The organism is Streptomyces sp. NBC_01788, assembly GCF_035917575.1.
Lineage (GTDB): Bacteria > Actinomycetota > Actinomycetes > Streptomycetales > Streptomycetaceae > Streptomyces.
This window is the reverse complement of the sequence record NZ_CP109090.1, coordinates 1,827,751-1,853,808: the sequence shown is the minus strand read 5'-3', so window position 1 is coordinate 1,853,808 and position 26,058 is coordinate 1,827,751. Positions and strand designations below refer to the sequence as shown.

At 73.0% G+C, this 26,058-nt stretch carries 25 protein-coding genes and 1 tRNA gene; 14 read left to right on the top strand and 12 right to left on the bottom strand.

All coding sequences use genetic code 11. The annotated features are described in order from the left end of the window. Window positions 1–14: 14 nt before the first annotated feature. Together OIE49_RS08635 and OIE49_RS08630 are read right to left on the bottom strand one after the other, a co-directional pair. Window positions 15–1,331 (bottom strand): serine-threonine protein kinase, encoded by a 1,317-nt coding sequence (locus OIE49_RS08635; RefSeq protein WP_326801802.1) that lies wholly within the window; start codon window positions 1,329–1,331, stop codon window positions 15–17. 85 nt (window positions 1,332–1,416) lie between these two features. Continuing rightward, window positions 1,417–2,655 carry an exo-beta-N-acetylmuramidase NamZ family protein gene (locus tag OIE49_RS08630; RefSeq protein ID WP_326801801.1) on the bottom strand — a complete coding sequence of 413 codons (1,239 nt, stop codon included), beginning with the start codon at window positions 2,653–2,655 and terminating at the stop codon, window positions 1,417–1,419. A gap of 182 nt (window positions 2,656–2,837) precedes the next feature. Here OIE49_RS08630 and OIE49_RS08625 point away from each other — a divergent pair, with 182 nt between their 5' ends. Together OIE49_RS08625 and OIE49_RS08620 are read left to right on the top strand one after the other, a co-directional pair. Beyond that, the gene (locus tag OIE49_RS08625) at window positions 2,838–3,602 is read left to right on the top strand and encodes an SDR family oxidoreductase (protein ID WP_326801800.1); all 765 of its coding nucleotides are present in this window, start codon (window positions 2,838–2,840) and stop codon (window positions 3,600–3,602) included. Between the two features lie 140 nt (window positions 3,603–3,742). Further along, window positions 3,743–4,336 (top strand): TetR/AcrR family transcriptional regulator, encoded by a 594-nt coding sequence (locus OIE49_RS08620; protein ID WP_326801799.1) that lies wholly within the window; start codon window positions 3,743–3,745, stop codon window positions 4,334–4,336. Window positions 4,337–4,359: 23 nt separating this feature from the next. On the opposite strand, the gene OIE49_RS08615 is transcribed toward OIE49_RS08620, so the two are convergent. Together OIE49_RS08615 and OIE49_RS08610 are read right to left on the bottom strand one after the other, a co-directional pair. Then, window positions 4,360–4,875: an NUDIX hydrolase gene (locus OIE49_RS08615; protein ID WP_326801798.1), complete on the bottom strand. Its 516-nt coding sequence runs from the start codon at window positions 4,873–4,875 to the stop codon at window positions 4,360–4,362. Window positions 4,876–4,921: 46 nt separating this feature from the next. After that, window positions 4,922–5,812 (bottom strand): DMT family transporter, encoded by an 891-nt coding sequence (locus OIE49_RS08610; protein ID WP_100567965.1) that lies wholly within the window; start codon window positions 5,810–5,812, stop codon window positions 4,922–4,924. Window positions 5,813–6,272: 460 nt separating this feature from the next. On the opposite strand from OIE49_RS08610, the gene OIE49_RS08605 reads away from it, so the two are divergent. The 4 genes from OIE49_RS08605 to OIE49_RS08590 all read left to right on the top strand — a co-directional run bounded on the left by OIE49_RS08605 (window position 6,273) and on the right by OIE49_RS08590 (window position 10,346). Continuing rightward, window positions 6,273–7,223, top strand: a complete 951-nt coding sequence (locus OIE49_RS08605) for a hypothetical protein (protein WP_100567717.1) — start codon at window positions 6,273–6,275, stop codon at window positions 7,221–7,223. A gap of 55 nt (window positions 7,224–7,278) precedes the next feature. Continuing rightward, complete coding sequence (locus OIE49_RS08600) at window positions 7,279–8,862, top strand: APC family permease (protein ID WP_326801797.1); 1,584 nt, start codon at window positions 7,279–7,281, stop codon at window positions 8,860–8,862. A gap of 130 nt (window positions 8,863–8,992) precedes the next feature. Next, window positions 8,993–9,736: a molybdopterin-dependent oxidoreductase gene (locus tag OIE49_RS08595; protein ID WP_326801796.1), complete on the top strand. Its 744-nt coding sequence runs from the start codon at window positions 8,993–8,995 to the stop codon at window positions 9,734–9,736. After that, window positions 9,720–10,346 carry a cytochrome b/b6 domain-containing protein gene (locus tag OIE49_RS08590; RefSeq protein ID WP_326801795.1) on the top strand — a complete coding sequence of 209 codons (627 nt, stop codon included), beginning with the start codon at window positions 9,720–9,722 and terminating at the stop codon, window positions 10,344–10,346. The genes OIE49_RS08595 and OIE49_RS08590 overlap by 17 nt, the downstream gene beginning before the upstream one ends. Before the next feature lie 293 nt (window positions 10,347–10,639). Here the strand turns inward: OIE49_RS08590 and OIE49_RS08585 are convergent, their stop codons facing one another. Together OIE49_RS08585 and OIE49_RS08580 are read right to left on the bottom strand one after the other, a co-directional pair. After that, window positions 10,640–12,037, bottom strand: coding sequence for a GntT/GntP/DsdX family permease (locus OIE49_RS08585; RefSeq protein ID WP_326801794.1), 1,398 nt, complete (start codon window positions 12,035–12,037; stop codon window positions 10,640–10,642). 79 nt (window positions 12,038–12,116) lie between these two features. Further along, window positions 12,117–12,656, bottom strand: coding sequence for a gluconokinase (locus tag OIE49_RS08580; RefSeq protein WP_100567722.1), 540 nt, complete (start codon window positions 12,654–12,656; stop codon window positions 12,117–12,119). A 142-nt stretch (window positions 12,657–12,798) separates the two neighbouring features. Here OIE49_RS08580 and OIE49_RS08575 point away from each other — a divergent pair, with 142 nt between their 5' ends. Beyond that, window positions 12,799–13,503 (top strand): FadR/GntR family transcriptional regulator, encoded by a 705-nt coding sequence (locus OIE49_RS08575; protein WP_326801793.1) that lies wholly within the window; start codon window positions 12,799–12,801, stop codon window positions 13,501–13,503. 13 nt (window positions 13,504–13,516) lie between these two features. Here the strand turns inward: OIE49_RS08575 and OIE49_RS08570 are convergent, their stop codons facing one another. Then, window positions 13,517–13,894 carry a YchJ family protein gene (locus OIE49_RS08570; RefSeq protein ID WP_326801792.1) on the bottom strand — a complete coding sequence of 126 codons (378 nt, stop codon included), beginning with the start codon at window positions 13,892–13,894 and terminating at the stop codon, window positions 13,517–13,519. A gap of 222 nt (window positions 13,895–14,116) precedes the next feature. On the opposite strand from OIE49_RS08570, the gene OIE49_RS08565 reads away from it, so the two are divergent. After that, on the top strand, window positions 14,117–14,428 hold the full coding sequence (locus OIE49_RS08565; protein WP_100567725.1) for a dsRBD fold-containing protein: 312 nt from the start codon (window positions 14,117–14,119) through the stop codon (window positions 14,426–14,428). A gap of 12 nt (window positions 14,429–14,440) precedes the next feature. Then, window positions 14,441–15,733, top strand: coding sequence for a phosphoribosyltransferase family protein (locus tag OIE49_RS08560; RefSeq protein WP_326801791.1), 1,293 nt, complete (start codon window positions 14,441–14,443; stop codon window positions 15,731–15,733). Window positions 15,734–15,825: 92 nt separating this feature from the next. Here the strand turns inward: OIE49_RS08560 and OIE49_RS08555 are convergent. Beyond that, window positions 15,826–15,913, bottom strand: a tRNA-Leu gene (locus OIE49_RS08555). Between the two features lie 205 nt (window positions 15,914–16,118). On the opposite strand from OIE49_RS08555, the gene OIE49_RS08550 reads away from it, so the two are divergent. The 3 genes from OIE49_RS08550 to OIE49_RS08540 all read left to right on the top strand — a co-directional run bounded on the left by OIE49_RS08550 (window position 16,119) and on the right by OIE49_RS08540 (window position 18,903). Further along, window positions 16,119–17,444: a M20/M25/M40 family metallo-hydrolase gene (locus tag OIE49_RS08550; RefSeq protein ID WP_326801790.1), complete on the top strand. Its 1,326-nt coding sequence runs from the start codon at window positions 16,119–16,121 to the stop codon at window positions 17,442–17,444. A 191-nt stretch (window positions 17,445–17,635) separates the two neighbouring features. Continuing rightward, the gene (gene chpH, locus OIE49_RS08545; protein WP_100567728.1) at window positions 17,636–17,869 is read left to right on the top strand and encodes a chaplin ChpH; all 234 of its coding nucleotides are present in this window, start codon (window positions 17,636–17,638) and stop codon (window positions 17,867–17,869) included. 191 nt (window positions 17,870–18,060) lie between these two features. Further along, the gene (locus OIE49_RS08540) at window positions 18,061–18,903 is read left to right on the top strand and encodes a chaplin (protein ID WP_326801789.1); all 843 of its coding nucleotides are present in this window, start codon (window positions 18,061–18,063) and stop codon (window positions 18,901–18,903) included. Between the two features lie 100 nt (window positions 18,904–19,003). Here OIE49_RS08540 and OIE49_RS08535 read toward each other — a convergent pair whose 3' ends face one another. Then, window positions 19,004–19,192: a DUF5703 family protein gene (locus OIE49_RS08535; RefSeq protein WP_094055315.1), complete on the bottom strand. Its 189-nt coding sequence runs from the start codon at window positions 19,190–19,192 to the stop codon at window positions 19,004–19,006. Window positions 19,193–19,239: 47 nt separating this feature from the next. Here OIE49_RS08535 and OIE49_RS08530 point away from each other — a divergent pair, with 47 nt between their 5' ends. Next, a complete protein-coding gene (locus tag OIE49_RS08530; RefSeq protein ID WP_326801788.1) occupies window positions 19,240–19,974 on the top strand; it encodes a hypothetical protein in 735 nt (244 codons plus the stop codon). An 85-nt stretch (window positions 19,975–20,059) separates the two neighbouring features. On the opposite strand, the gene OIE49_RS08525 is transcribed toward OIE49_RS08530, so the two are convergent. Both OIE49_RS08525 and OIE49_RS08520 read right to left on the bottom strand, forming a co-directional pair. Next, window positions 20,060–22,588, bottom strand: a complete 2,529-nt coding sequence (locus OIE49_RS08525) for a helix-hairpin-helix domain-containing protein (protein WP_326801787.1) — start codon at window positions 22,586–22,588, stop codon at window positions 20,060–20,062. Continuing rightward, the gene (locus OIE49_RS08520; protein WP_100567966.1) at window positions 22,585–23,568 is read right to left on the bottom strand and encodes an aldo/keto reductase; all 984 of its coding nucleotides are present in this window, start codon (window positions 23,566–23,568) and stop codon (window positions 22,585–22,587) included. Before OIE49_RS08520 ends, OIE49_RS08525 begins: the two co-directional genes overlap by 4 nt. Window positions 23,569–23,744: 176 nt before the next feature. On the opposite strand from OIE49_RS08520, the gene OIE49_RS08515 reads away from it, so the two are divergent. Continuing rightward, the gene (locus tag OIE49_RS08515) at window positions 23,745–24,800 is read left to right on the top strand and encodes an LLM class F420-dependent oxidoreductase (RefSeq protein WP_326801786.1); all 1,056 of its coding nucleotides are present in this window, start codon (window positions 23,745–23,747) and stop codon (window positions 24,798–24,800) included. A gap of 208 nt (window positions 24,801–25,008) precedes the next feature. Here OIE49_RS08515 and OIE49_RS08510 read toward each other — a convergent pair whose 3' ends face one another. Then, window positions 25,009–26,007: a magnesium and cobalt transport protein CorA gene (locus OIE49_RS08510; protein WP_326801785.1), complete on the bottom strand. Its 999-nt coding sequence runs from the start codon at window positions 26,005–26,007 to the stop codon at window positions 25,009–25,011. Window positions 26,008–26,058: the final 51 nt, after the last annotated feature.

The following is a 26,058-nucleotide window of genomic DNA, read 5'->3' as shown; positions in this document are numbered from 1 at the left end:
GCGGCGGGCCGGTGTCAGTGGACTCGGCCCGCCGCCAGCACCACCCGCGCCAGTTCCGGGTGCAGGATGTCGCTGTGCGCGCCGGCCGGCGGGCCGCCGCGCCTGACCACCTCGGACACGTCCACGTTGACGCATCCCGACACAGGGAACGGCCCGGCCAGCGCGGCGGCGAGGGCGCACGCGCGCGTGCCGGGCACCGCCCGCACCCCGTCGTGCCCCATCGCGCCCCAGGCGGGCCCGAGCAGGGCGCCCACGTCGACGCCGAGCACCGACCGGTCGTCGTCCGCCATCCGCGAGGCCAGCGGATACAGCGTGCCGAGGGCCGTGTCGAAGCGGGAGTGGCAGCACACCAGGGGGCCGTCGACACGGCGCTCCCGGCCCCGCAGCACCCCGCCCGCGCGCGGATCGCCGGGCAGCCGGGACGCGAACGCGTAGTGCGAGAAGGCGCCTTGGAGCAGCGTCACGGACTTCACCGGCCGTGCGCCCTCGGGCAGCCCGTTCAGCGCGAACGACACCAGCCGCCCGCCGAAGCTGTGCCCCACCAGATGGACCCGTACCCCGGGCGCCGACTGCGCGAGCCGCCCGAGCACCGGGCCGAGTCCCCGCTCGCCGACGACGCCCGCGCGCCGCTTCATCGTGTAGTACGTCGCCTGCCGCAGCAGTTCCTTGGCGCCGTTCCACGGGTTCGGCAGCGTGAACGACCGCTGCCCGCCCGGGTCCTGGAGTCCGGCGAGGGCGCCGGCGAACTCGGCGCAGACCTCCGCCGCGGGCCGTGCGAACATCGCCGGCTCGCGCTGCGGCACGCCCTCCGTCACGGTGTCCGCCGCGAACCGGGCAGCCGGCCCCGGCGACACGTCCTCCGTCAGCCGCCCCAGCAGCCGTCCGAACTCCTCCAGCGCGGCCGGCTCCCGCGCGGGGCCGTCCAGCATCCGCGCGAGCGCGTCGACCACCTCTGCCCGCCCGGGGAAGGTGTCCCGCAGTGCCTTGCGGGTGTCCTTGCCGAGTGCCGTCGACGGCACCGGTCCGGCGGCGGTGGAGCGGGGGAAGTCGGGGATGGGCTCGTCGCAGAACCGCATCGAGGGCCACACCACCCCGACGTACCCGATCCCGGCCGCCGGGGCGAGCCAAGGGATCGGCGCGAAGAAGCGGCCGTAGAGCCGGGTCGCGCTGGAACGGTCATTGTTCCAGCCGTGCGCGAAGACGATCAGGTCGCGCACCGCCCGCCGTCCGGCTCCGGCGAGCAGCCGGTCCCGCTCGGCGCCGTCCACGTCCCCGTCGGCGTCGAAGGTCAGCTCCCAGTAGGGCGCCACACCGATGTCCGGATCCGCCATGACCGGCCCCCTCGTCCCCAAAGGCTCAGCGATGTGTCGGGCATCGTCCTGCCAACGGGGGAGAGGGGCCAGGGGTCACGGCACCTCAGTAGAGGAGGTACTGCTTCCGGATCCTCCGGAACGCGGCCAGCTCCTGCCGCCAGGCCGCCACCACCTCGTCGGTGTCCGCGCCGGCGTCGATCATCGTGCGCACCCGGGGGGAGCCGGTGAGCTTGTCGATCCAGTTGTCCGAGCGCCAGGCGAAGCCGCTCCAGACCCGCTGGGCGGTCACGAGCAGGCCGATCCCGGTCCGCACCGGATCGAAGGCGTCCCGGTTGTGCACATGGATCTGCACGCCGCCGACGGTCCTGTCCTGGAACTTGGAGAAGGTGGGCGCGAAGTACGCCTCCCGGAAGTGCACCCCCGGCAGGTGCAGCGCGCCGGCCGCGGCCGCCCAGCGCCCGTCGACGCCCTCCGCGCCGAGCAGTTCGAAGGGGCGGGTGGTGCCCCGGCCCTCCGACAGGTTGGTGCCCTCGAACAGACACGTCCCGGAGTAGACCAGGGCGGTGTCGGGGGTCGGCATGTTCGGGCTCGGCGGCACCCAGGGCAGTCCGGAGGCGTCGTAGAAGTCCGAGCGCCGCCAGCCGGTCATCAGGACGGTCTCCAGCGGGACCGGCGTGGTCAGGAACTCGCCGTTGAACAGCCGGGCCAGCTCGGCGACGGTCATGCCGTGCGCCTGCGCGATCGGCTGCCGTCCCACGAAGGTCGCGAACTCGGGGCGCAGCACCGGACCGAGCGCCTCCCGGCCGCTCACCGGGTTGGGCCGGTCGAGCACCACGAACCGCTTGCCGGCGAGGGCCGCGGCCTCCATGCAGTCGTACAGCGTCCAGATGTAGGTGTAGAAGCGGGCACCCGCGTCCTGGATGTCGAAGACCACCGTGTCCACGCCGGAGGCCGTGAAGACGTCGGCGAGCGGCTGCCCGCTCTTGAGGTACGTGTCGTACACCGGCAGCCCGGTGGCCGGGTCGTCGTAACGGCCCTCCGAGCCGCCCGCCTGCGCGGTGCCGCGGAAGCCGTGCTCGGGGCCGAAGACGGCCACCAGGTTCACCCGGCGGTCGGCGTGCATCACGTCCACGATGTGCCGCACGTCCCGGGTGACGCCGGTCGGGTTGGTGACCACCCCGACCCGCTGCCCGCGCAGCGAGGCGTAGCCCTCGGCGTCCAGGCGCTCGAAACCGGTGCGCAGCGGGCGGTTGCCCCCGGGGGCGGCCTGGGCCGGGGCCGCCACGGCTCCGGAGGCCGCGGTGGCGGTGGTGGCGAGCAGGCTCCGTCTGGACAGCTTCATACAGTGACCTCCGTGATCGCTGCGGGTGTCATGTTCACGCACGCTAGCGTGCGCCCGTCCCCCAGGGAACGAAGCGGACGGCGCCTCCTGCGGAACATGTCTTCCAGCACCACATACCGACTGGTTAGTCTGGAGCGGCGGAGTCGTTCCGTGTCATGCCACAGCCAGGCCGAAGGAGACCGATGGTGCAAGCCGTGCAGGGTGCGGGAGTGGTGGTCACCGGAGCCGGCGGCGGGATCGGTGCCGCGCTGGCCCGCCGGTTCGCCGCCGAGGGCGCCCGCGTCGTCGTCAACGACCTCGACGCCGACCGGGCGGCGGCCGTCGCCGCGGAGATCGGCGGCACCGCCCTCCCGGGCGACGCCTCCGGGGTCGTCGCCGCGGCCCGCGACGCGCTCGGCGGCACGGTCGACGTCTACTGCGCCAACGCGGGCCTCGGCGCGGGCGGCTCCGAGGCGGCAGGCGAGGAGGTGTGGGCGCACGCCTGGGACGTCAATGTCATGGCCCACGTCCGCGCCGCCGAGACGCTGCTCCCCGGCTGGCTGGAACGCGGCAGCGGCCGGTTCGTCTCCACCGTGTCCGCGGCCGGGCTGCTCACCATGATCGGCGCCGCCCCCTACAGCGTCACCAAGCACGGCGCGTACGCCTTCGCCGAGTGGCTGTCGCTGACCTACCGCCACCGCGGGATCAAGGTGCACGCGATCTGCCCGCAGGGCGTGCGCACCGACATGCTGGCCGCCACCGGCAGCGCCGGCGACCTGGTGCTCCGGCCCACCGCGATCGAACCGGAGGACGTGGCCGACGCCCTGCTCCAGGGCATCGCCGAGGACCGCTTCCTGATCCTGCCGCACCCCGAGGTCGCCAAGTTCTACCGGGCCCGGGCCGCCGACCCGGACCGCTGGCTGACCAGCATGAACCACATGCAGCGGACCTGGGAGGAGACCGGCTGACACCCGGGGAACGGGGGCGACCGGGGCCGACCGGGATCCTGCCGGACGCGCCAGGGGCGGCAAATGGGAAGATCCTCCGTCGGGAACCGCGTTCCCCCAGGCAGTGAGCGAGCAGGAACACGGAAGGCAGGTGGCGGCAGGTGCCCAGGACGACGGACTCAGGCGGCACGCCGGTGCCGCAGCGGCTCCTGGCCGCCGCCACCCGGCTCTTCGCCGAACAGGGCTACGACCGCACCTCGGTGCAGGAGATCGTCGAGGCGGCCGGCGTCACCAAAGGGGCGCTGTACCACTACTTCGGCTCCAAGGACGACCTCCTGCACGAGGTGTACGCGCGCGTGCTGCGCGTCCAGCAGGAGCGCCTCGACGCCTTCGCGGACGCCGACGAACCGGTCGAGAAGAGGCTGCGGGACGCGGCGGCGGACGTGGTGGTCACCACCATCGAGAACCTCGACGACGCCATGATCTTCTTCCGCTCGATGCACCATCTCAGCCCGGAGAAGAACAAGCAGGTGCGCGCCGAGCGCCGGCGCTACCACGAACGCTTCCGCGCGCTCATCGAGGAGGGCCAGCGGGCCGGCGTCTTCTCCACGGCGACCCCGGCCGACCTGGTCGTCGACTACCACTTCGGCTCCGTCCATCACCTGTCGACCTGGTACCGCCCCGACGGCCCGCTCGGCCCCCAGCAGCTCGCCGACCATCTGGCCGACCTGCTGCTGCGGGCACTGCGGCCGTAACCGGTCTGCGTGCCGTCACCGGTTCACCCCGGTGACCGGTGCACCTTCAGGCGCTCGTAGGCGGCCAGCCCGTCCGGTACCCACTGCCACTCGTCCAGGCGGCGTTCCACCTCGTCCTCGGGGAGGAAGTCGTACCAGGCGACCTCCTCGGCCTGCGGCCTCACCGGCAGCTCGCAGCGCACCTGGTAGACCGCCGACCACCAGGTACGGCCCGCGCCGTCGTCGTACAGGAACTTGAAGAGGTACTCGGGGCGGGGCAGCCCCGTCACGCCCAGTTCCTCCTCGGCCTCGCGCAGGGCCGCGTCGTCGTAGGCCTCGCCCGCGCCTACCACCCCGCCGACGAACATGTCGTGGAGCGAGGGGAAGACCAGCTTGGTGGAGGTGCGCCGGTGGACGAAGAGGCGGCCCTCCGCGTCCCTTGCCTGCACGAAGACACAGCGGTGGCGCAGCCCCTCGGCGTACACGCGGCCGCGCGGGGACTGCCCGACGACGCGGTCGTGCTCGTCGACGACGTCGAGGATCTCGTCTGCAGCGCTCATACGGCCATCCAAGCAGGCCGCCGTCGCCGTCGGCGCGGCGTGGGACTCAGCGTGGCTGCAGGTCGCGTTTCTGTTCCGGTACCGCGCCGCACGGCATCGCCGGGTGCATGCCGAGCAGGACGATGCCCGTCACGATCGCCGCGAGCCCCGAGGCCTCCCAGGCCAGCGCTCCGGTGTCGGTGCGCAGCCGGTCGCCGAGGAAGCCGACCCCGCAGGCGATCCCGGCCAGCGGCTCGGCCGCGGTCAGCGCCGGCAGGGACATGCGCAGCGGCGCCGTCTCGAACGCGCTCTGCACCAGGATCAGCCCGGCGACGCCGATCACCAGCAGTCCGTACGGCTGCCAGCCGGTGAACAGCTCCGTCCAGCCGCCCGCCGAGAACCGCTGCCCGCTCACCCGGGTCAGCGCGTCCTGCACGCCGTACAGCAGCCCGGCGGCCACCGCCAGCAGGACCGGTCCCCAGCTCAGCCGGGAGCGCTTGGCGTAGGCCGTCAGCAGCAGGGCCAGGCCCACCATCACGCCGATGATCAGCCAGTGCCGCAGCGGGTCGGTGACGGCGCTGCCCGCGTGCGGCCGGCCCGCCACGATGAACGCGGTCACGCCACCGGCCAGCAGCGCGAGCCCCGCCCAGCCCTGGCCGCCCAGGGGCTGTCTGGTCTGCCGTCGGGACAGCGCGAGGGCGAACAGCAGGTTCGTGGCCAGCAGCGGTTCCACCAGCGAGATCTCGCCCCGGCCCAGGGCGAGGGCGCCCAGCACCATGCCGCCGATCATCAGCCCCAGACCGCCCAGCCAGCGCGGCACCCGCATCAGGTCCAGCAGCAGCCGGGGCGAGAGGAAGTCGCGGAGCGGTGCCCGCTGGGCCGCGTTCTGCTGGAGCACGAAACCGAAGCCCAGACAGCAGGCCGCGCTCACGGCGAGAATCACAACCAGAACCGACACGCTGCGTACCTCGATCATCCGGCCGGGCCACGGGGTGCGTAATGGCCGACTGTAGCGTTCCGGGACCCGGTCCGCCGCCGGGATGGCCCGCATTTGGGCGGATCGCGCGGTCACGACGCCCCGCGGCCGGGGGCGTCGGCGTGGCCACTGGCCGTGCCGGGACCCGCGGCAACCGCCGCGCCGTCGCGTAGGCCACAGGAGTGACCCTCCCGCCGGAGGGACCGCCGCCACGACCCGGTGACCCGGCTTCTTCACAAGTGGCGCCTGGGCAGCGGCAGTTGACGCGTGTAACGCACGGCTGACCCTTGACGGGGTGCGTTGGCTGGGGGTTTGCTGTCCGTGATCAGCCGATGGCAAGCCGATGACCGACGAGCAAGCCGAGGCCGGTGAGCCGAACGGGGGCCGCTCCCGGGGCGTGCGCCGGGCCACGAAAACAAAGAGCGCGTGAGGAAGTTCCGCGGTGTCCCCACCCCCGCCTCCCCTCGGACGCGGCCGCAAGCGCGCCGCCCAGGCCTTCGACACCGCGCTCGACGACACGGAACTCCGCGAGGCGCGCGCGGCGTTGGCGCAGGGAAGGTGGCAGGCGGTGCGCTCGCTGCTGGTGCGCACCAAGGACGACTGGGACCGCCGCGGCCACCGTGTCACCGTCCTCGCGGAGGAGTCCCACACCGCGGCCTGGACCCGTGACTGGCTGCTCGCCGAGCCCGAGTCCGCCGACGCCTCCGTCCTGCTCGGTATGTCCCTGGTGCAGGGCGCCCTCTCCGGCAGGGAGAAGCCCGACCGGGCCCGCGAGGCCTGCCGGACGGCGGCCGGGCTGGCGCCCGCCGACCCCACGCCCTGGCTCGGCCTGCTCCTGCTGGAGCGGGGCCTCGGCGACGAGGAGGAGGTCGTCCGCCTCTTCGACAGGATCCGCCAACGCCATCCCGACCACCACCACGCCCACCACCTGATGGTGGCCCAACTGGCCGAGCGGCACGCCGACGCCGGCCCCGACCCGCTGCACGAGGTCTACGACTTCGCCAACTGGGCCGCCGAGCAGGCGCCCGCCGACTCGCCCCTCGCCATGCTCCCGGTGGTCGCGCACGCCGAGCGCTACCGCGTCCTGGCCGGCGCGGGACACGCGCAGGCCGACCCGGCCGCCTCCGGGCACTGGACGGGCCGCAGGGCCCGGCAGGTCATGAAGGCCGCCTTCGACTGGTGGCTGGAGTGGGAGCAGGAGGACCATCCGCGTCGCCTGGTCGATCTGAACTTCCTCGCCCACGCCAAGCACTGCGAGGGCCGGGGTGCCGAGGCCGCCGCCCTGTTCCACCGCATCGGCGACCATCCCGCCCAGGCGCCGTGGGCGTACCCCGACCGAGATCCGTACACCGCCTTCCGCATCGCGCGCGCCGCCGCGCTCGGTGCGGTGTAGTGCCCAGCAACCCCGTACGCACCACGACCCCGACGCCCGAAAGGACGAACCCCCGATGACGACGGGCAGTTCGAGCACGAACAGATCCACCGCCGACGGTGGCGGCATCAGCACCTTCAAGGGGCAGGAGCGCGCCCTGCGCGCCGACCGCCTCGGCACGGGGGGTCTGCTGCTCTCCGTGCTCGCCGCGACCGCCCCGCTCATGGTGGTCGCGGGTGTCATGCCCACTACATTCGCGGTGATGGGGATCGTCGGGCAGCCGCTGCTCTTCGTGCTCCTCGGCACCGTACTGATCCTCTTCAGCTTCGGTTACGCCGAGATGAGCCGCCACGTCCACAACGCGGGCGCCTTCTACGCGTACATCTCCCGGGGCCTCGGCGGCACGGCGGGCGCCGGCGCGGCGCTCGTCGCCCTCGTCGCCTACAACGCGCTCCAGGCCGGCATCTACGGGATCTTCGGCTTCGAGGTCTCCAACCTGTTCGCCACCTACGCCGACCTCACCGTCGCCTGGTGGATCCCCGCGCTCGTGGCCGCCGGTGTCGTCGGCGCGCTCGGCTGGCTGAAGATCGACGTCAACGCGCGCGTGCTCGGCGTCCTGCTGGTCATCGAGGTCGTACTCGTCGTGATCTTCGACGTGGCCGCGATCGCCGACCCGGCCAAGGAGGGCCTGTCCCTGCACGCCTTCAACCCGGACACGCTCGCCGGCGCCGGCATCGGCACCGCGCTGTGCTTCTGCATCGCCGCCTTCCTCGGCTTCGAGCAGGCCCCGGTGTACGCCGAGGAGACCAGCCGCCCGCACGTCCTGGTCCCGCGCGTGATGTTCCTCGCCGTCGCCGGCGTCGCCGTCTTCTTCGCGATCAGCAGCTGGGCCCTCACCATCGCCACCGGCCCCGCGGCGATCATCGGCACGTCCCAGAAGGAGAGCGCCGGACTGCTGTTCACCCTGACCGAGTCGCGGCTCGGCGGCACCTTCACCGACGTCCTGCACGTCCTGTTCGTCACCGGGATGTTCGCGGCCATGCTGAGCTTCCACAACGTCGTCGCCCGGTACGCCTTCGCCATGGGCCGCGAGGGCCTGCTCCCGGCCGCCTTCGGACGCACCTCAAGCTCCAGCGGCGCGCCCGCGACCGGGTCCCTCTCGCAGACCGTCGTCTCGCTGGTCATCGTGATCGCCTTCGCCGTCACCGACGACAAGCCGACCGGCGACCCGACCGCGCCCGTGCTGCACCTGTTCACCTGGTTCGGCAACCTCGGCGCGCTCGGCGTCATCGTGCTGATGGCGGCGGCCAGTGTGTCGGTGATCGTCTTCTTCGTACGGCGCGGCGCCGCGGCCGCGCAGGCCTGGCGGCTGGTCACCTCCGCCGTGGCCGGCCTGGCCCTGCTGGTGATCGCCACCTACACGGTCAAGGACTTCGACGTCCTGGTCGACGCCGGCCCCGGCTCGCTCCTGAGCCGGGTGCTGCCCGGCATCATCGGCCTCGCCCTCGTCGTCGGCCTGGTCCAGGGAGCCGTACTGCGCTCCCGCCGGCCGGAGGCGCACGCCCGCATCGGCCTGGGCAACGAGGCCTTCCAGCTGGAGAAGGCGGCCGAGGCGGCGGAGACCGCTGAGGCGGCTGAGACGGCTGAGACGGCTTCCTAGGCCCGGGTGCGGAAACCCGGGTACGGAGACCTCGGGTACGGAGACCCCGGGTACGGAAAAACAATGACGGAAGTCTGACGAGCACCCGCGATCCCTGGCCCCCGGGGGGCGCGGGTGCTCGAATGAAGACGTGAACCCCGAACTCCCCCATGACGACGGGCGGCCAGAGGAGGAGGGCCGCCCCGTCGGCCGCCGCGTCTTCCTCGCCACCCTCGGCCTCGGCGCCCTCGGCGTGGCCACCGCGCCCACACTCCAACGCGGCATGGAGGGCCTGCTCGGCGCGGTGTCCGGCAAGGACCCCACCGGTCTGACCGGCCTGCTGCCGAACGGCGGCGGCTTCCGCTACTACTCGGTCGCCGCCTCCGTCCCGCACAAGGACGCCACGGACTACCGCCTCACCGTCGACGGCCTCGTCGACCACCCCGCCACCTACACGCTGGACGACCTCAGGGCCCTGCCCCGGACCCGGCTGGTCCGCGACGTCCAGTGCGTCACCGGCTGGCGGGTGCCCGGCACCCCCTTCGAGGGCGTACGGCTCTCCCGGCTGCTCGACGCGGCCGGAGTGCGGGCGGGCGCCCGGGCCGTCCGCTTCACCTGCTTCGACGGCACCTACACCGAGAGCCTCACCCTCACCCAGGCCCGCCGCCCCGACGTGCTCGTCGCGCTGCGCATGCAGGGCAAGGACCTGGCCCACGCGCACGGCGGGCCGGTCCGCCTGTACGTGGCCCCCATGTACTTCTACAAGTCGGCCAAGTGGCTCTCCGGCATCACCGTCACCGACCGCGTCGAGCCCGGCTACTGGGAGAACCTCGGCTACGACGTCGACGCCTGGGTCGGCCGTTCGAACGGACGCAGCGATGTCCCTACGAGCTGACGCCCCGGCCCCGCCCGGCACCCGCGTCCATCGCTTCACCCGGGCCGAGCGGTGGGTGCACCGGACCACGGCCGCGCTCATGGGCGTGTGCGTGGTCACGGCGGCCTGTCTGTACATCCCCCAGCTCGCCGAGCTGGTCGGACGGCGCGAACTGGTCGTCCGCGTCCACGAGTGCGCGGGCCTCGCCCTGCCCGTACCGGTCCTGTTGGGCCTGGCCTCCCGCGCCTTCCGCGCCGACCTGCGCTTCCTCAACCGCTTCGGCCGGCACGACCAGGTCTGGCTGCGCGCCGCCCTGCGCCGCGACCGCCGGCCCGCCTCCCGCCCGGCCGGGAAGTTCAACGCCGGCCAGAAGATCTACGCCGCCTGGATCGCCGGGGCCGGCCTGGTCATGCTCGGCACGGGACTGATGATGTGGTTCACCCACCTCACCCCGGTTGCCTGGCGCACCAGCGCCACCTTCGTGCACGACTGGCTCGCCCTGACCATCGGCGTCGTCCTGGCCGGCCACATCGGCATGGCCCTCGGCGACCCGGAGGCACGCCGCGGCCTGCGCACCGGCCTGGTGACCCGCGCATGGGCGGACGAGCAGCACCCGCTGTGGCGGCCGTAGAAGCCACCGCGCGGGCCCGAGAGCCGACGGCGCGGGCACGAACGGAAGCGGCGGCCGTGACCGGGTGGTGCCCCGGTCACGGCCGCCGCCCGACCACGTACCCCTAGGGCCTCTCGTTTGGATCATGCCGGGCTCGCGGGGTCTGGCACCGCTCCCCCAAGCTCTTCGAGCAGGGGGCACCCCCAGCCGCGTTGTCGTCGGTTGGCAGGGCTCCGCCCTGCCGCCCTCCTCCGCCTTGCGATCCACGGCACCAGACCCCGCTCCCTGATCCGGCCTGATCCAAACGAAAGACCCTAGATCACCAGGGACAGCAGCAGCACCAGGGCGCCCGCCACCACCGAGATGATCGTCTCCATGACCGACCAGCTCTTGATCGTCTGGCCGACGCTCAGCCCGAAGTACTCCTTCACCAGCCAGAACCCGGCGTCGTTGACATGGCTGAAGAACAGCGAGCCGGCGCCGATGGCCAGCACCAGCAGAGCGGCGTGGGTGCTCGACATGTCGGCCGCGAGCGGGGCGGCCAGACCGGCCGCCGAGATGGTCGCCACGGTCGCCGAACCGGTCGCGAGCCGGATCGCCACCGCGATCAGCCAGCCGAGGAGCAGCGCCGGGATCGACCAGTCCTTGGAGATGTCCAGGACCATCTGGCCCACACCGGCGTCGATCAGCGTCTGCTTGAAGCCGCCGCCCGCGCCCACGATCAGCAGGATGCCGGCGATGGGCATGAGGCCCTTCTCGACGGTCGAGGAGATCCGCTCCTTGCTGAACCCGGCCGGCATCCCCAGCGTGAAGACGCCGAGGAGCACGGCGGCGAGCAGCGCGATCATCGGGGAGCCGATGACGTCGAAGACACGCTGGGTCATGTTCGCCGGGTCGTCCACGACGATGTCGACCAGGGCCTTGGCCAGCATCAGCACCACCGGGAGCAGCACCGTGGCCAGCGTGGCGCCGAAGCCCGGACGCCGCTGGAGCTCCTCCGACGGGCGCTGGGGCAGCATCCGCTCAGGGACGGGAACGTCCACCCAGCGGGCCGCGACCTTGGCGAACAGCGGACCGGCTATGACCACCGTGGGTATGGCGACGAGGATGCCCAGCGCCAGCGTCACGCCCAGGTTGGCCTTGACCGCGTCGATGGCGACCAGCGGGCCGGGGTGCGGCGGGATCAGGCCGTGCATCACGGACAGACCGGCCAGCGCCGGCACACCGATGCGCATCAGGGAGTAGTTGCCGCGCTTGGCCACCATCAGCACGACCGGGATCAGCAGCACGATGCCGACCTCGAAGAACAGCGGCAGACCGATCACGGACGCGATCAGCACCATCGCCCACGGCATCGCCCGGCCCCTGGCCTTCGCCAGGATCGTGTCGACGACCTGGTCGGCGCCGCCGGAGTCGGCGAGCAGCTTGCCGAGGATCGCGCCGAGGGCGATCAGCACGCCCACGCCGGCGACGGTGGAGCCCAGGCCGGCGGTGAAGCTGGCGATCGCCTTGTCGAGCGGTGCCCCGGCGACCGCGCCGAGCACCAGCGTTCCGATGGTCAGGGACAGGAAGGCGTGCAGCTTGAACCGGGTGATGAGCAGGACGATGACGGTGATGCCCACGAGTGCGGCGATGCCGAGCTGGGCATGGCCGGCCGAGGTGATCGGCGGGGGCGCGTCCGCTGCCAGCATCTCGACGCTGAGTCTGGTCACGGTGTTCCCTTGCTGGTGAAGAGGGACGGTGGGGAGAGGTGTGCCGCAGTCGGCGAGCGTGGGGGTGAGGTGCCGCGGCTCAGGGCCGCTGCTCCTCGGCGGACTGCGAAGAGCTGTCGAGGCCGTCCAGCGCGGACAACGCGCGTGCGGTGATCTCCTCGGGCGACCCGGAGACGTCGACGTCGACGCCCCGCTCGTCCCGCTGGAGCGGCTCCAGCGTGGCGAACTGGGAGTCCAGCAGCGCCGTCGGCATGAAGTGCCCCTGACGCTGCGCCATCCGGTCCTCGATCAGCTTCCGGTCGCCCGTCAGGTGCACGAAGACGACGCCGGGAGCCGCGGCCCGCAGCCGGTCGCGGTACGACCGCTTCAGCGCCGAGCTGCTCACCACCCCGCCGAGCCCCGCCCGCCCGTGCGCCCAGGCGCCGATGGCATCCAGCCACGGCCACCGGTCCTCGTCGCGGAGCGGGATCCCGGCCGTCATCCTGTCGATGTTGGCCCGCGGGTGGAAGTCGTCGCCCTCGGCGTACGGAACGCCGAGCCGGGCGGCGAGCAGGGGACCGATCGTGGTCTTGCCCGTGCCGGCGACGCCCATCACCACGACGACGTGGGGGGTGCGCATCACTGCCTCGCTGTCTTCCTCGACATGGGACGCCGACATCCGGCGTCCGCCACACTGAAACCTATAGGTACGACTAATTCAAGGGTGTGTGACATATAAGTCTGACTTTTTGAGATCGTGATCCGCCCCGTACGCTGAGTGCATGAGCACACCGGGCCGAGGGCTGCACGGCCGCGTACTGGACACCCTCGGCCCCGCCATCACCGCGGGCGAGTACCCGCCGGGCAGCGTGCTGCGTACCGACGAACTCGCACAGCGCTTCGACGTATCACGCTCCGTGATGCGCGAGGCGGTGCGCGTCCTGGAGTCCATGCACCTGGTCGCCTCCCGCCGCCGCGTCGGCGTGACCGTGCTCCCCCGGACCGAGTGGAACGTCTACGACCCGCAGGTCATCCGCTGGCGCCTGGCCGGCGCCGACCGGCCCCGGCAACTGCGCTCGCTGACCGTGCTGCGCTCCGCCGTCGAACCGGTCGCCGCGGGCCTGGCCGCCCGGCTCGCCACCCCCGAGCAGTGCGCCGAACTCACCGAGTGCGCCCTCGGCATGGTGGCCAACTCACGCGGCCACCACCGGCTTCAGGCGTACCTGGTCCACGACATCGCCTTCCACCGGGTGATCCTCGGCGCCTCCGGGAACGAGATGTTCGCCCGTCTCGGCGACGTGGTCGCCGAGGTCCTGGCGGGCCGCACCCACCACGAGGTCATGTTCGAGGAGCCCGACCCCGCGGCCGTCACCCTCCACGTCCAGCTCGCCGAGGCGGTCCGGGCCCGCGACGAGGACCTCGCCGAGCGGCTGACCCGCGAGATCACCACGGGAGCCCTCCAGGAACTTGACGTCCTGGCGCCGTAGCCCGGCGCTCGCCTCACTGCTCGGGGAAGTCCCCGTCCACGTACACCCACGCCCCGTCGACCCGCTCGAACCGGCTGCGTTCGAGCAGCGAGCCGCCGCGGTAGGACGCCCGGAACGTCACCGTCCCGGTGCCGTGGAAGGCCGAACCGTCCGTCGTGCCGAGGATCTCCAGCCCCGTCCAGCGCATCCCGGGATCGAGGTCGAGCCGCGCCGGCCGGGTCCGCGGGTGCCAGGTCCGCAGCAGATATCCCGCGTCCCGCCGCACGAAGGCGCAGTACCGCGACCGCATCAGCGCCTCGGCGGTCGGTGCGGCGGCCGCACCGCCGTGATAGCGGCCGCAGCAGCTCTCGTACGGCTCGGTCAGCCCGCACGGGCAGGAACGCGTGGTCATGCCCCCCATTCTGCCCGCGGCGGCGCACCCGTCCGCCGCCGGTACGGCCGCTGCCCCGGTTCGTCCCCTGTCCGTACGCCCCCCGCTCCGTCGCGCCCGTGCGGCACGGGCGTGCGGCACGGGCGTGAGGGAGGCACAGTGGAAGCACGGAGGCTACGCCGGGTCGCTCGTCGCCTCGACGCCGTGGCCTTGCCTCCCACCGGAGTTGAGGAGACACGGACGATGACTCGACCCGTCGGCAGCCGGCCTCCGTCCGTCAAGGAGTGGCGGCTCAGTCTGTATCTTTCGGAACACGACCCGGACACCACCGCCCGGATCGTCCTGGACACCGGCGACAACGTCATGGAGACCCGCGCGGAGGCCCGCCGCAATCCGTATGACAGGGCGGTGCCCGAGATCGGCGACGAACTCGCGGCAGGCCGCGCGCTGATCGCACTCGGCCGCGAGCTGCTGCGCGCCGCCGCGGGCGACATCGACGCGGTGGGAGCGCCCGAGGCCACGCCTCCCGCCCCCCTGTGGACCTCCAGGGAGTGAAGGAGCCGCACGGTGCTCTTCACGGACCGTATCGACGCGGGACGGCGGCTGGCCGCCCGCCTGGACCACCTCACAGGCCAGGACGTCGTGGTGCTAGGCCTGCCCCGGGGCGGCGTCCCCGTGGCCGAGGCCGTCGCGAACGCCCTCGGCGCACCGCTGGACGTGTGCCTGGTACGGAAGCTGGGCGTCCCCTCCCACCCGGAGCTGGGCATGGGGGCGATCGGCGAGGACGGCGTACGCGTCCTCGGCGAGGACGTGCTGCGCGAGGCGCGCGTCACACCCGGCGAGCTCGCGCGCGTCGAGGAGCGCGAACGCCGCGAGCTCGACCGGCGTGCCGCGCGCTACCGGGGCGAACGGCCGCCCGCCGCCGTCGCGGGCCGGACCGTCGTGGTCGTCGACGACGGCGTGGCCACCGGCTCGACCGCACGCGCGGCCTGCCGGACGGTACGCGCCCGCGGGGCCGCGCGGACCGTACTGGCGGTCCCCGTCGCACCGCCGGACTGGACGTACCGGCTCGGCGGCGAGGCGGACGAGCTGGTGTGCCTGGACACCCCGCCGGACTTCTTCGCGGTCGGCCAGTTCTACGCCGACTTCGCCCAGCTCGACGACGAGGACGTCGTCGCCTGCCTCCGCCGGGCGGCGGCCCGCTCCCGCGGGGTCCCCGTCGACCGCGAGGTGGAGGTGGCGGCCGGCTCCGTGCGGCTCGGCGGCCACCTGACCGTGCCCCCCGGTGCCGTCGGCGTCGTGGTCTTCGCCCACGGCAGCGGCAGCGGACGGCACAGCCCGCGGAACCGGTTCGTCGCCGAGGGCCTGAACCGGGCCGGCCTAGGCACCCTCCTGTTCGACCTGCTCACCGAGGAGGAGGCGGAGGAGCGGGCCAACGTGTTCGACACCGAGCTGCTGGCCGCCCGGCTCACCGCCGCCACCGACTGGCTGCGCGGCCGGCCCGGCACCGAGCGGCAGGCGGTCGGCTACTTCGGCGCCAGCACCGGCGCGGCCGCCGCCCTCCGGGCCGCGGCGGAACCCGGCGCGGACATCGCCGCCGTGGTCTCCCGCGGCGGCCGTCCCGACCTTGCCGGGCCGCGCCTGCCGGACGTGACCGCCCCCACGCTGCTGATCGTGGGCGGTGCCGACGACCTGGTCATCGGCCTCAACCGCGAGGCGCAGGCCCGTCTGCGCTGCGAGAGCCGCCTCAGCGTCGTTCCCGGCGCCACCCACCTCTTCGAGGAGCCCGGCGCCCTGGAGACGGTGACCGAACTGGCCCGGGACTGGTTCACGGACCACCTGGCGGCGGCGCACGTGTAGCCCGGGGCGGTTACGCGGTGTGTGCCGGTGCGGTGCGCGGTGGGAACGCCAAAAACGGTGTCGACCGACAAGCGGTCGACACCGTCTTCTGGTGGTGTCCGAGGGGGGACTTGAACCCCCACGCCCGATAAAGGGCACTAGCACCTCAAGCTAGCGCGTCTGCCATTCCGCCACCCGGACGAGGTGTCTGTCGTGCGGGCCTTCCCGCGGCGACGAAGGAAACATTACCAGGCTTTCGGGCAGGTCCGATCACCTGCCCTGCCCCCAGGCCGCGCGGGCGCGGGCCGGGGCGGGAGGCTCTCTTGGGGTTGGCGCGGGGGAGGGGGAGGATGAGTGGACCACCGGCACACGGGGTGGCCACCAGCACACAGCGGGAGGAAGCAGCGTGAGCGAGACGGGCACGGCCAGGGGCGTCACCGGCGAGGACGAGGTCGTGGACCTCTGCCGCGAGCTGATCCAGATCGACACCAGCAACTACGGCGACCACTCGGGGCCGGGTGAGCGCGCGGCGGCCGAGTACGTCGCCGAGAAGCTCGCCGAGGTGGGCCTGGAGCCGAAGATCTTCGAGTCGCACCCGGGCAGGGCCTCCACGGTGGCCCGTATCGAGGGCGAGGACCCCTCCCGGCCCGCGCTGCTGATCCACGGCCACACCGACGTCGTACCGGCCAACGCCGACGACTGGACCCACCACCCCTTCTCCGGCGAGGTCGCGGACGGGTGCGTGTGGGGCCGCGGCGCGGTCGACATGAAGGACATGGACGCGATGACGCTGGCGGTCGTGCGCGACCGGCTGCGCAGCGGGCGCAGGCCTCCGCGGGACATCGTGCTCGCCTTCCTCGCCGACGAGGAGGCGGGCGGCACGTACGGCGCCCGGTACCTGGTGGACCGGCACCGGGACCTCTTCGAGGGGGTCACCGAGGCGATCAGCGAGGTCGGCGGGTTCTCCTTCACCGTCAGCGAGCAGCGGCGGCTGTACCTGATCCAGACGGCCGAGAAGGGCATGCACTGGATGAAGCTGACCGTGGCCGGCACCGCGGGGCACGGCTCGATGATCCACCGGGACAACGCGATCACCGAGCTGTCGGAGGCCGTGGCACGGCTCGGGCGGCACAGGTTCCCGGTGCGGGTGACCAAGACCACCCGCGCCTTCCTGGACGAACTGGGCGACGCGCTCGGCGCCGAGCTCGACCCGGAGGACATGGACGGCACCATCGCCAAGCTCGGCGGCATCGCCAAGCTCATCGGCGCGACCCTGAGCAACACCGCCAACCCCACGCAGCTGGGCGCCGGTTACAAGGTCAACGTCATCCCGGGCGAGGCGACCGCGCACGTCGACGGACGGTTCCTGCCCGGCTTCGAGGAGGAGTTCCTCGCGGACCTGGACCGGATCCTGGGACCGAAGGTCAAGCGCGAGGACCTGCACGCCGACAAGGCCGTCGAGACCACCTTCGACGGGGCCCTGGTGGAGGCGATGCAGTCCGCGCTGCTGGCCGAGGACCCGGCCGCGAAGGCCATCCCGTACATGCTCTCCGGCGGTACCGACGCCAAGTCCTTCGACGACCTGGGCATCCGGGGCTTCGGCTTCGCGCCGCTGAAGCTGCCGCCGGAGCTGGACTTCGCGGGCATGTTCCACGGCGTGGACGAGCGGGTTCCGGTGGACGGCCTGAAGTTCGGGGTGCGCGTGCTCGACCGGTTCATCGACGCGTCCTGAGACGCGTCTTGAGGCGTGTCCTGCGATCCACCCGGTCCGTCATCACCGGCTTGACCCCGGTATTCGACCGTGCGTGCGGGAATGACCGGGACGGGTGAATGCGACCATAAGCTCGTATCCCGATTAGTTCCTCCTCGTTACAGGTGATGCGATCAGCAACATGAGATCGCTTTTGCCAACGAGGAGGAATAATGATCAAGAAGGTCGTCGCTGCCGCGGTCGCCACCGGTGGACTGGTTCTCGCGGGTGCCGGGATGGCCGCCGCCGACTCGGGCGCCCAGGGTGCTGCCGTGCAGTCCCCGGGTGTCCTTTCCGGCAACGTCATCCAGGTGCCCGTTCACGTGCCGGTGAACGTGTGCGGCAACACGATCTCGGTGATCGGGCTGCTGAACCCCGCCTTCGGCAACACCTGCGTCAACCACTGACGTTGTGCCCCGCCCCGTGAGGGTCTGACTCCATCGACTCCGTGGGGGGTCTGAACCCGTCGGCCCCGGAGCGCCCGCCATGCGCTCCGGGGCCGACCGGTATGCAGGCGCGGTCCCGACGTCGGAACTCCGACGTGTGCGACCGCGCGTTCCGGAAGGTTCGAGAAGGTCGAAGGCAGGGATTCAGCAACATGCGACAGGTCACCCGCAAGGGCCTGATGACGGTGGCCGCGGCCACCGGTGTGATCGCCGCGGCGAGCGGTTACGCCCACGCCGACGCGGGCGCGTCCGGCGCCGCGTCCGGCTCACCGGGCGTGCTGTCCGGCAACACGGTGCAGGTGCCGGTGCACGTGCCGGTGAACGTCTGCGGCAACACGATCAACGTCGTCGGGCTGCTCAACCCGGCGGCGGGCAACACCTGCGTCCAGCAGGGCGGCAGCCACGCGGGCGGGAACAACGGCGGCTCCCACGCCGAGGGGCGCACCAGCGGCTCGCCGGGCGTCGGCTCCGGCAACACGGTGCAGGTGCCGGTCGACGTGCCCGTCAACGTCTGCGGCAACAGTGTCGACGTGATCGGCGTGGCCAACCCGGCCCTGGGCAACCACTGCGCCAACGGCGGCGGGAGCCACACCACGCCTCCCGGCGGCGACCGGGAGGTCCCGCCCGGCACACCGAGGCACCCGGGGCACCCTGGTCACCCGAGCCACCCGGGACACCCTGGTCACCCGGGACACCCGAGCCACCCTGGTCACCCGAGTCACCCCGGGAACCCGGGAACGCCCGGAACCCCCGGCACTCCGGGAACGCCGGACACTCCGGGAACTCCTGGAAACCCCGGCACTCCCGAGACGCCTGGTACGCCCTCCACGCCTCCCTCCCACCACCCGGCCGCGCATTCCGTCACCGTGGCCGACAGGGCGCAACTCGCCCAGACCGGCAGCGAACTGCCGATGGGCACCGTCCTGCCGGTGGGCGCGGGCGCGCTGCTCGCGGGTGCCGTGCTGTACCGCAGGGCACGGGCCTCGGCCAGGTAGTCCGGCGACGGCCGTGTGCCAGGCGCGGCCTGACAGCTATGCGCATGACAAGGCGGGCCTCGCGTCGAGCGGGGCCCGCCGTGGCTCGGGCCGCCTCAGCTCACCACGTGGCGCGCACCTGGCGGATGATCCGCCGGCGCAACCGCACCCTGCGGCTGCCGTCGCGCAGCAGGCTCAGGCGGTGCAACTCCCAGTGTCCGTACTCGGCGTGGTCCGTCAGCAGACGTGCCGTCTCCTTGCGGGACACCCCGCGCGGGACATACACGTCGACAAATTCGTATTCCGGCATCGCATCTATTGTGCGGGCTGGGGCCCGGTACGGATAGCGTCTGCACTATGTCTGATGCTGCGCAGCCCACCGCTGCCGAGGTACGCGCCGCCGCCGAGGCGGTCAAGACCGCGCTCGACCGCCACCTGGCCGCGGTCGAACGCCGGTCGGGGGACGAGGACCCGGCCGTCTACGAGGCGTTCAACCAGCTGGCCGCGGCCGCGGAGGCGTACGACGAGCTGCTCTACGACCGCTACGACGAGGTCACGCCCTTCGAGATCCCCGGTGACGACTCGCTGCCGCCGTACACGGGTCCCGAGGAACCGAACGCGATCAGCGTGCTGATCCGCCGCGACTACGCGGTGGCCGAGCCGCAGCGGCTATTGGCGCAGGCGCAGCGGGTGGAGGCCGCGGACTCCGACGCCGTCCTGGGCACCGCCGAGGGCGCCTCCGGCACGGTGCACGGGGCGATCGGCATCCTGTTCGGCGAGTTCGAACCGGACGAGATCGCCTCCCGGCACAAGGAGTTCGGCCTGGAGGAGGGCGACTCCACGCTGTGGGTCACCGCCGCGGACGAGCCCGCCGACCCGGGCGACTGGCTGGACGCCCCCTTCGAGCACGTCGATCCGGAACGGGTCGTGTGCCGCTTCGACGTCAGCGCGGTCTTCGACGAAGAGGACGACTTCAACGCGCCCCTCGACGACGACCTCGATGAGGATGAGGACGAGGACCTCGACGAGGACGACTTCAACGCGCCCCTCGACGACGAGGACCTGGAACCGCTGGAGGCGAACGACCGCTGAGGCCGTCGGCGGACCGGCGGCCGGCCGGTCCGCCCGGCCGCGCGCCGGGTGGGTCCGCGGCGGCCGAGTCGTGTGTGCCGGGCGGTCAGCCGGCCGTCCCCTCCTGGGTCCCGGGGTCCTGCGCCGGAGGCCGGAGCAGGGCGGGCAGACGGGTCGTACGGGGCTTGGCCGGGACCTCGGCGACGGCCCGCGGGAGCGCCTGCTCCACGCCGTGCACCACGGACAGATGCCGGGCGGCCCTGCTGAACGCCGTGCAGACCCACGGGCGGCTGAGCGCCTGTGCCGCGTCGCCGGGCAGCACCACGACCACCGCCGGCCACCGGCCGCCCACCGCCTGATGCGCGGTCAGCGCCCACCCGTGCCGCAGACGTGTCTCCACCCGCTCCTTCGGGACCACCACGTGGGCACCTGAACAGGACAGGTGCAGCCCCTCGGCGTCGGCCTTCACCACATGACCGGGCAGCGTACGGCCCGGGGCGGGGGAGTAGGCGATCCGGTCGCCCGGGTCGAAACCGCCGAAGCGGCCGGGCCCCGGGTTGAGTCGCTCCTTCAGCGCCGCGTTCAGCACGCGCGTGCCGGCCGCGCCACCGTGACCGGGGGTGATCACCACGGTCTGCTCGGCCGGGATGCCGATCGCCCGCGGCACCGAGTCCGCGACGAGCTGCACGGTCCGGTGCACGGCCTCGCCCGCGTCCCGCACCGGGACGATCACGACCTCCTTGCCGGGCGCCGCCACCTGGTTCAGCTCGCCCACGCCGATGCCGGAGACCAGCTCGCCCAGCGGGCCCGGGTCCGGCACGCGCGAGGCGATCTGCGGGCACACCCGCGCCGCCAGCAGATCCGCGAACACCCGTCCCGGTCCCACGGACCACAGCACGGTCGGATCCCCGGCCAGCACCAGCCGCGCCCCGTCCGGCAGCGACTCCACCAGCAGGGCCGCCGCCTCGACGTCCAGCTGGGGCGCGTCGAGCACGACGAGGAGGTCGAGGGCGAGGGAGCCGTCCTTGTCCCGGCCGGGGCCCTCGGCGCCGGACAGCAGTCCGGCCACCGTGGCGACGGGGGGCGCGGACGCCTCAGCGGGTGCCTGCGACTCCTGTGCCTCCTGTGCTTGCGGGAGCCGCCGTAGGAGCTGCCCGAAGCCGTCCCGGCCGAGTGGGCTGTGGGCGGCGGCCCAGGCGCGCAGTCCGAGGCGCTGTGCCTCGCCCAGCAGCCGCGCGGGCTCCACGCGGGACGCCTCCCCGCCGGTGTGCAGCACCAGGCAGTGCCCGGCAGCGACGCGGAGCAACTCGGCGGCCGAGCCCTGGGCGGAGGCGGCGGCCCGCTCCCAGTCCGGGGCCGAACCGCCTTCCTTCGGCGTGGAGTTGATCAGGCGGGCGAGTCCGTCGGCCAGGCTCTCCTCGGCGAGCGCGTACCGCTCCAGGCCGACGAGCACGCGCACCGGGCGCTCGCCGTCCTCGTCCGCCTCCTCGGCGGCCGGGGCGTCCTCCAGGGCGTCCTGGAACGCCAGGGCCTCGCCCTCCGCCAGCGTGGCGTTCAGGGCCACCTCGGGATCTGGCACCGCCCGCTTGGCCAGGGCGGCGGTCAGTGCCGGGGCCTCCAGGGCCGTGTGCCCTGCGAGGGCGGCCTGCTCCAGCAGCCACACGGTGAAGGCCCGCCCGCGGCGCTCGTCGTCAGGCCCGCACTCCGCGCCGAGCAGGGCGCGCGCGAATCCGTCGGCCTGCTCCGGCCGCACACCGCTGACGTGCAGCAGCTGCCAGGGGTCCTCATGCAGCCGCTCCTCCGCGCCCTCGCCGAGAGCCGCGGCGACCTGCGGCGCGAGCGTCTCCGGGGCGCCGCCCCGGGCCAGCACCCGGCGCACCGCCTCGACGGTCCGAGGCTCCGGAGCGGCGGGTTCGCCGGCGGGCTCGGGGGCTTCGGTCATCGGCCGCCGTGCCGTTTCGGGGGCCGGGCGGCGCGGTGCGGGCTCGGGCTCGGCGAAGACGGTGGCCGCGGGCTTCTCACCGCTCTCCACGGCCCGCACGGCGGCCAGCAGGTCGGCCGCGGTACCGCTGAGCCTGCCGCCGCTCTCGATCGGCCCCTTCCGCTCGGCCTTCCGCTGCTCGATCCGTTGCCGCTCGACCCGCTGAGCCGCCAACTCGGCCTCGGCCTCAGACCTCCCGCCCGAGCCACCCGCCTCCGCGCCGGCCCGTCCGTCCTCCCCGGCGTCCGACTGCCCGTCGACCGCGGAGCCACCGTCGCCCGCGCTGTCCGCGGGTGAGCCGTCCGCGCCGTCCGCCGACGCGTCGGCCCGCCCGTCCGCCTCCGTGCCGGGCAGTCCGTCCTCCGCGCCTGCCCGCTCGGCCTCCTCCGCGTCCGACCGCTCGTCCGTCTCGGCATCCGACTGCCCGTCGTCCGCCAAGCCGCCGTCGCCCGCGTTGCCCTCCGGGCCGCCGTCCGAGTCCGGAGCGGCGCCCGTCCCCCCGGCATCCGGCGCGCCGTCGCCCGCGTCGGCCTCCGCACCGCCCCCCGGCGTACCGCCCTCCACGACCGGGCCGTCGTGGCGCGGGCCGTTGTCCGCCCCGGGGTCCGGGGTGCCAGGCCCGGTCTGTTCCGTGGTCTCCGGCTCCGTGCTCACAGCGTGCTCCAGTCGTGATCGGGATAGCGGTGCACGGGCTCCGACACGTCGTCGAGGGCCCGGCAGATCTCGTCAGGAAGACTAAGCGCCTCCACTGACAGCACGGCCGTGAGCTGCTGCGCGTTGCGGGTGCCGACGATCGGCGCGGCCACGCCGGGCCGGTCCCGGATCCAGGCGAGGGCCACCTCGAGCGGGGTCACCGCCAGCCCGTCCGCCGCCGTGGACACCGCGTCCACGATGCGGCCCGCGGTGTCGTCCAGGTACGGCTCGACGAACGGCGCCAGGTGCTCCGAGGCGCCCCGCGAGTCCGGCGGTGTCGCGTTGCGGTACTTGCCGGTCAGCACGCCCCGGCCCAGCGGTGAGGACGGCAGCAGACCGACGCCCAGGTCCAGCGCGGCGGGCAGCACCTCGCGTTCCACGCCGCGTTGCAGCAGCGAGTACTCCATCTGCGTGCTCGCCAGCCGCGTCCGGGCGCCGGGCGCCGCGAGCTGCCAGGTCGCCGCCTTGGCCAGTTGCCAGCCGCAGAAGTTGGAGACGCCCGCGTAGCGCACCCGGCCGCTGCCGACGGCGAGGTCGACCGCGTGCAGGGTCTCCTCCAGCGGCGTGTGCGGGTCGAAGGCGTGGACGTGCCACACGTCGACGTAGTCCGTGCCGAGGCGGGCGAGGGAGGCGTCCAGCGCCGCCAGCAGATGGCCGCGGGAGCCGTCGAAGCGCCGGTCCGGGTCCGGCACGCTGCCCGCCTTGGTCGAGAGGACCAGGTCACGGCGGGGCACGAGACCCTCCATGAGCCGCCCGAGCAGATACTCGGCCTGTCCGTCGCCGTAGACGTCCGCCGTGTCGACGAGGGTGCCGCCCGCCTCCCAGAACACCTTCAGCATGTCCGCGGCGTCGTGCTCGTCGGTGTCCCGGCCCCAGGTGAGGGTGCCGAGGCCGATGCGGGACACGCGAAGGCCCGTACGGCCGAGATGCCTCTGCTCCATGGTCGCGAGATTACTGGCCACGGCCGACACGTGGGTGACCTGTGGACAACCCGGTTTCCGCCCTCCGGGCAGGCGCCGCGAACCCGCCGTACCGCAGGTCGTGCACTGCCGTGGGCCGCGGGGCCGCGCTAGTGTTCCCCGCACAACGGACGTTACTGATGGGTAAGGGGAACGGCATGCAGCTCGGGATCAACCTCGGCTACTGGGGTGCCGGCATGGACGCGGACAACCTGGCCGTCGCGCAGGAGGCGGACCAACTCGGATACGCCGTGTGCTGGGCCGCCGAGGCCTACGGCTCGGACGCCGCCACCGTGCTCACCTGGGTCGCCGCACAGACCGAGCGCATCGACGTGGGCTCGGCCATCTTCCAGATCCCCGCCCGGCAGCCCGCGATGACGGCGATGACGGCCGCCACGCTGGACTCGCTGTCCGGCGGCCGCTTCCGGCTCGGCCTCGGCGTGTCGGGACCGCAGGTGTCCGAGGGCTGGTACGGCGTGAAGTTCGACAAGCCGCTGGCCCGCACCCGCGAGTACGTCGAGATCGTCCGCAGGGCGATGACGCGGGAGCGGCTGACGTACGACGGCGAGCACTGGACGCTGCCGCTGCCGGGCGGCCCCGGCAAGCCGATCAAGCTGACCGTGCACCCGCAGCGTGAGCACATCCCGCTCTACATCGCCGCCATCGGCCCGAAGAACCTGGAGCAGACCGGCGAGATCGCCGACGGCGCGCTGCTCATCTTCCCCTCCGCCGACCATCTGGAGGAGACCGCCGTCAAGCACCTGCGCGCGGGCCGCGAGAAGGCCGGCCTGACCCTGGACGGCTTCGACGTCTGCCCGACCCTGCCGCTGGCCGTCGGCGACGACAAGGACGTGTCCCGCCTCGCCGACACCTTCCGCCCCTACACCGCGCTGTACGTGGGCGGCATGGGCAGCCGCAAGCAGAACTTCTACAACCAGCTCGCCCGCCGCATGGGCTACGAGAAGGAGGCCGCCGAGATCCAGGACAAGTACCTGTCCGGCGACAAGCAGGCCGCCGCGGCCGCCGTACCGCAGCAGCTCATCGACCAGACCACGCTGCTCGGCTCCGTCGACCGGATCGCGGACCGCATGGAGGCCTACGCGGCGGCCGGGGTGACCACGCTGACGCTCGCCCCCGCGGGTTTCACGCTGGAGGAGCGGCTCGCCTCGCTCCGGGCCGGCACCGAGGCCCTGGAGCGCTCCGGGCTGGCGTGACCGCCCGCCGCGACAAGGGCGGGCGGCACGTCCGGGAGCTTTTCGCGGCCGTGGTGGGGGCTCGGGGGTCTTCCCCGCCACGGCCGTCACGGAGAACAACGCGCCGGCCGCCGCCCGGTTACGCCTGCGCCCGGCCTTGTTCCGCCCGGCCAGGTGCTCCGCACGTCCGGCGTCCACGTCGTGTGCGTCTCCGAGCGGCCGGTGGGCCCTACAGCCAGCCCCGTCGTTTGAACAGCCGGTACAGCAGCATCTCCAGAAGGGCCATCAGCAGGATCACGGCCGGGTAGGACCAGAGGCGGCGCAGCTCGGGCATGTGCGTGAAGTTCATGCCGTAGATGCCGGCGATCATCGTCGGCACCGCGGCCATGGCCGCCCACGCGGAGATCTTCCGCATGTCGTCGTTCTGCTGGACGCCGGTCTGCGCGAGGTGCGCCGACAGGACGTCCGAGACCAGCCGGTCCAGGCTCTCCACCGAGTCGTTGACCCGGCTCAGATGGTCACTGACGTCCCGGAAGAAGGGCCGCGCACGGTCGTCCACGAACGGCACCGCAGGGTTGAACAGACCCGTGCCGGTGCCGCCCAGGCGGGACATCGGCAGCGCCAACGGGCCCGTCGCCCGCCGGAACTCCGTGACCCGGCGCTTGAAGGCGTAGATACGTGACGCGGAGTTCCGCGAGCCCCCGTCCGGCGAGAAGACCTCCGCCTCCAGTTCCTCCAGGTCCGTCTGGAGCCCGGCGGCCACGTCCAGGTAGTGGTCGACGGTGGCGTCGGCGATCGCGTACAGCACGGCGGTCGGGCCGTGGCCGAGTATCTCCGGCTCCTGTTCGAGACGGTGCCGCACGGCGGCCGGCCCGTCGCCCTCGCCATGGCGGACCGTCACCACGAACGAGTCGCCCAGGAAGATCATGATCTCGCCGGTGGAGACGGCGTCGCCGCGCGGCTCGTACTCCACGGGCTTGAGCACCACGAACAGCGAGTCCTCGTAGACCTCCAGCTTGGGCCGCTGATGTGCCTTCAGGGCGTCCTCGACCGCCAGGGGATGCAGCGAGAACTCCTCGCTGACCAGGCCGAACTCCTCCTCGCTCGGCTCGTGCAGCCCCACCCACACGAAACCCCCGGCGGCCCGTGCCGCGGCCAGGGCACCAAAGAGGCCGCCGGAGCCCGATGTGCGGTGGCCGTCGCGATAGACGGCGCAGTCGACGATCACAGAGTGTGTTCTCCCTTCGTCCGGTCACCACCCGAAGCGTCCGTACGCCTA

Bases quoted from the DNA above. Each gene is read 5' to 3' on its own strand.
- OIE49_RS08635 (WP_326801802.1), bottom strand. From the start codon at position 1,331: ATGGCGGATCCGGACATCGGTGTGGCGCCCTACTGGGAGCTGACCTTC.
- OIE49_RS08630 (WP_326801801.1), bottom strand. From the start codon at position 2,655: ATGAAGCTGTCCAGACGGAGCCTGCTCGCCACCACCGCCACCGCGGCC.
- OIE49_RS08625 (WP_326801800.1), top strand. From the start codon at position 2,838: ATGGTGCAAGCCGTGCAGGGTGCGGGAGTGGTGGTCACCGGAGCCGGC.
- OIE49_RS08615 (WP_326801798.1), bottom strand. From the start codon at position 4,875: ATGAGCGCTGCAGACGAGATCCTCGACGTCGTCGACGAGCACGACCGC.
- OIE49_RS08600 (WP_326801797.1), top strand. From the start codon at position 7,279: ATGACGACGGGCAGTTCGAGCACGAACAGATCCACCGCCGACGGTGGC.
- OIE49_RS08590 (WP_326801795.1), top strand. From the start codon at position 9,720: ATGTCCCTACGAGCTGACGCCCCGGCCCCGCCCGGCACCCGCGTCCAT.
- OIE49_RS08580 (WP_100567722.1), bottom strand. From the start codon at position 12,656: ATGCGCACCCCCCACGTCGTCGTGGTGATGGGCGTCGCCGGCACGGGC.
- OIE49_RS08575 (WP_326801793.1), top strand. From the start codon at position 12,799: ATGAGCACACCGGGCCGAGGGCTGCACGGCCGCGTACTGGACACCCTC.
- OIE49_RS08570 (WP_326801792.1), bottom strand. From the start codon at position 13,894: ATGACCACGCGTTCCTGCCCGTGCGGGCTGACCGAGCCGTACGAGAGC.
- OIE49_RS08565 (WP_100567725.1), top strand. From the start codon at position 14,117: ATGACTCGACCCGTCGGCAGCCGGCCTCCGTCCGTCAAGGAGTGGCGG.
- chpH (WP_100567728.1), top strand. From the start codon at position 17,636: ATGATCAAGAAGGTCGTCGCTGCCGCGGTCGCCACCGGTGGACTGGTT.
- OIE49_RS08540 (WP_326801789.1), top strand. From the start codon at position 18,061: ATGCGACAGGTCACCCGCAAGGGCCTGATGACGGTGGCCGCGGCCACC.
- OIE49_RS08535 (WP_094055315.1), bottom strand. From the start codon at position 19,192: ATGCCGGAATACGAATTTGTCGACGTGTATGTCCCGCGCGGGGTGTCC.
- OIE49_RS08530 (WP_326801788.1), top strand. From the start codon at position 19,240: ATGTCTGATGCTGCGCAGCCCACCGCTGCCGAGGTACGCGCCGCCGCC.
- OIE49_RS08520 (WP_100567966.1), bottom strand. From the start codon at position 23,568: ATGGAGCAGAGGCATCTCGGCCGTACGGGCCTTCGCGTGTCCCGCATC.
- OIE49_RS08515 (WP_326801786.1), top strand. From the start codon at position 23,745: ATGCAGCTCGGGATCAACCTCGGCTACTGGGGTGCCGGCATGGACGCG.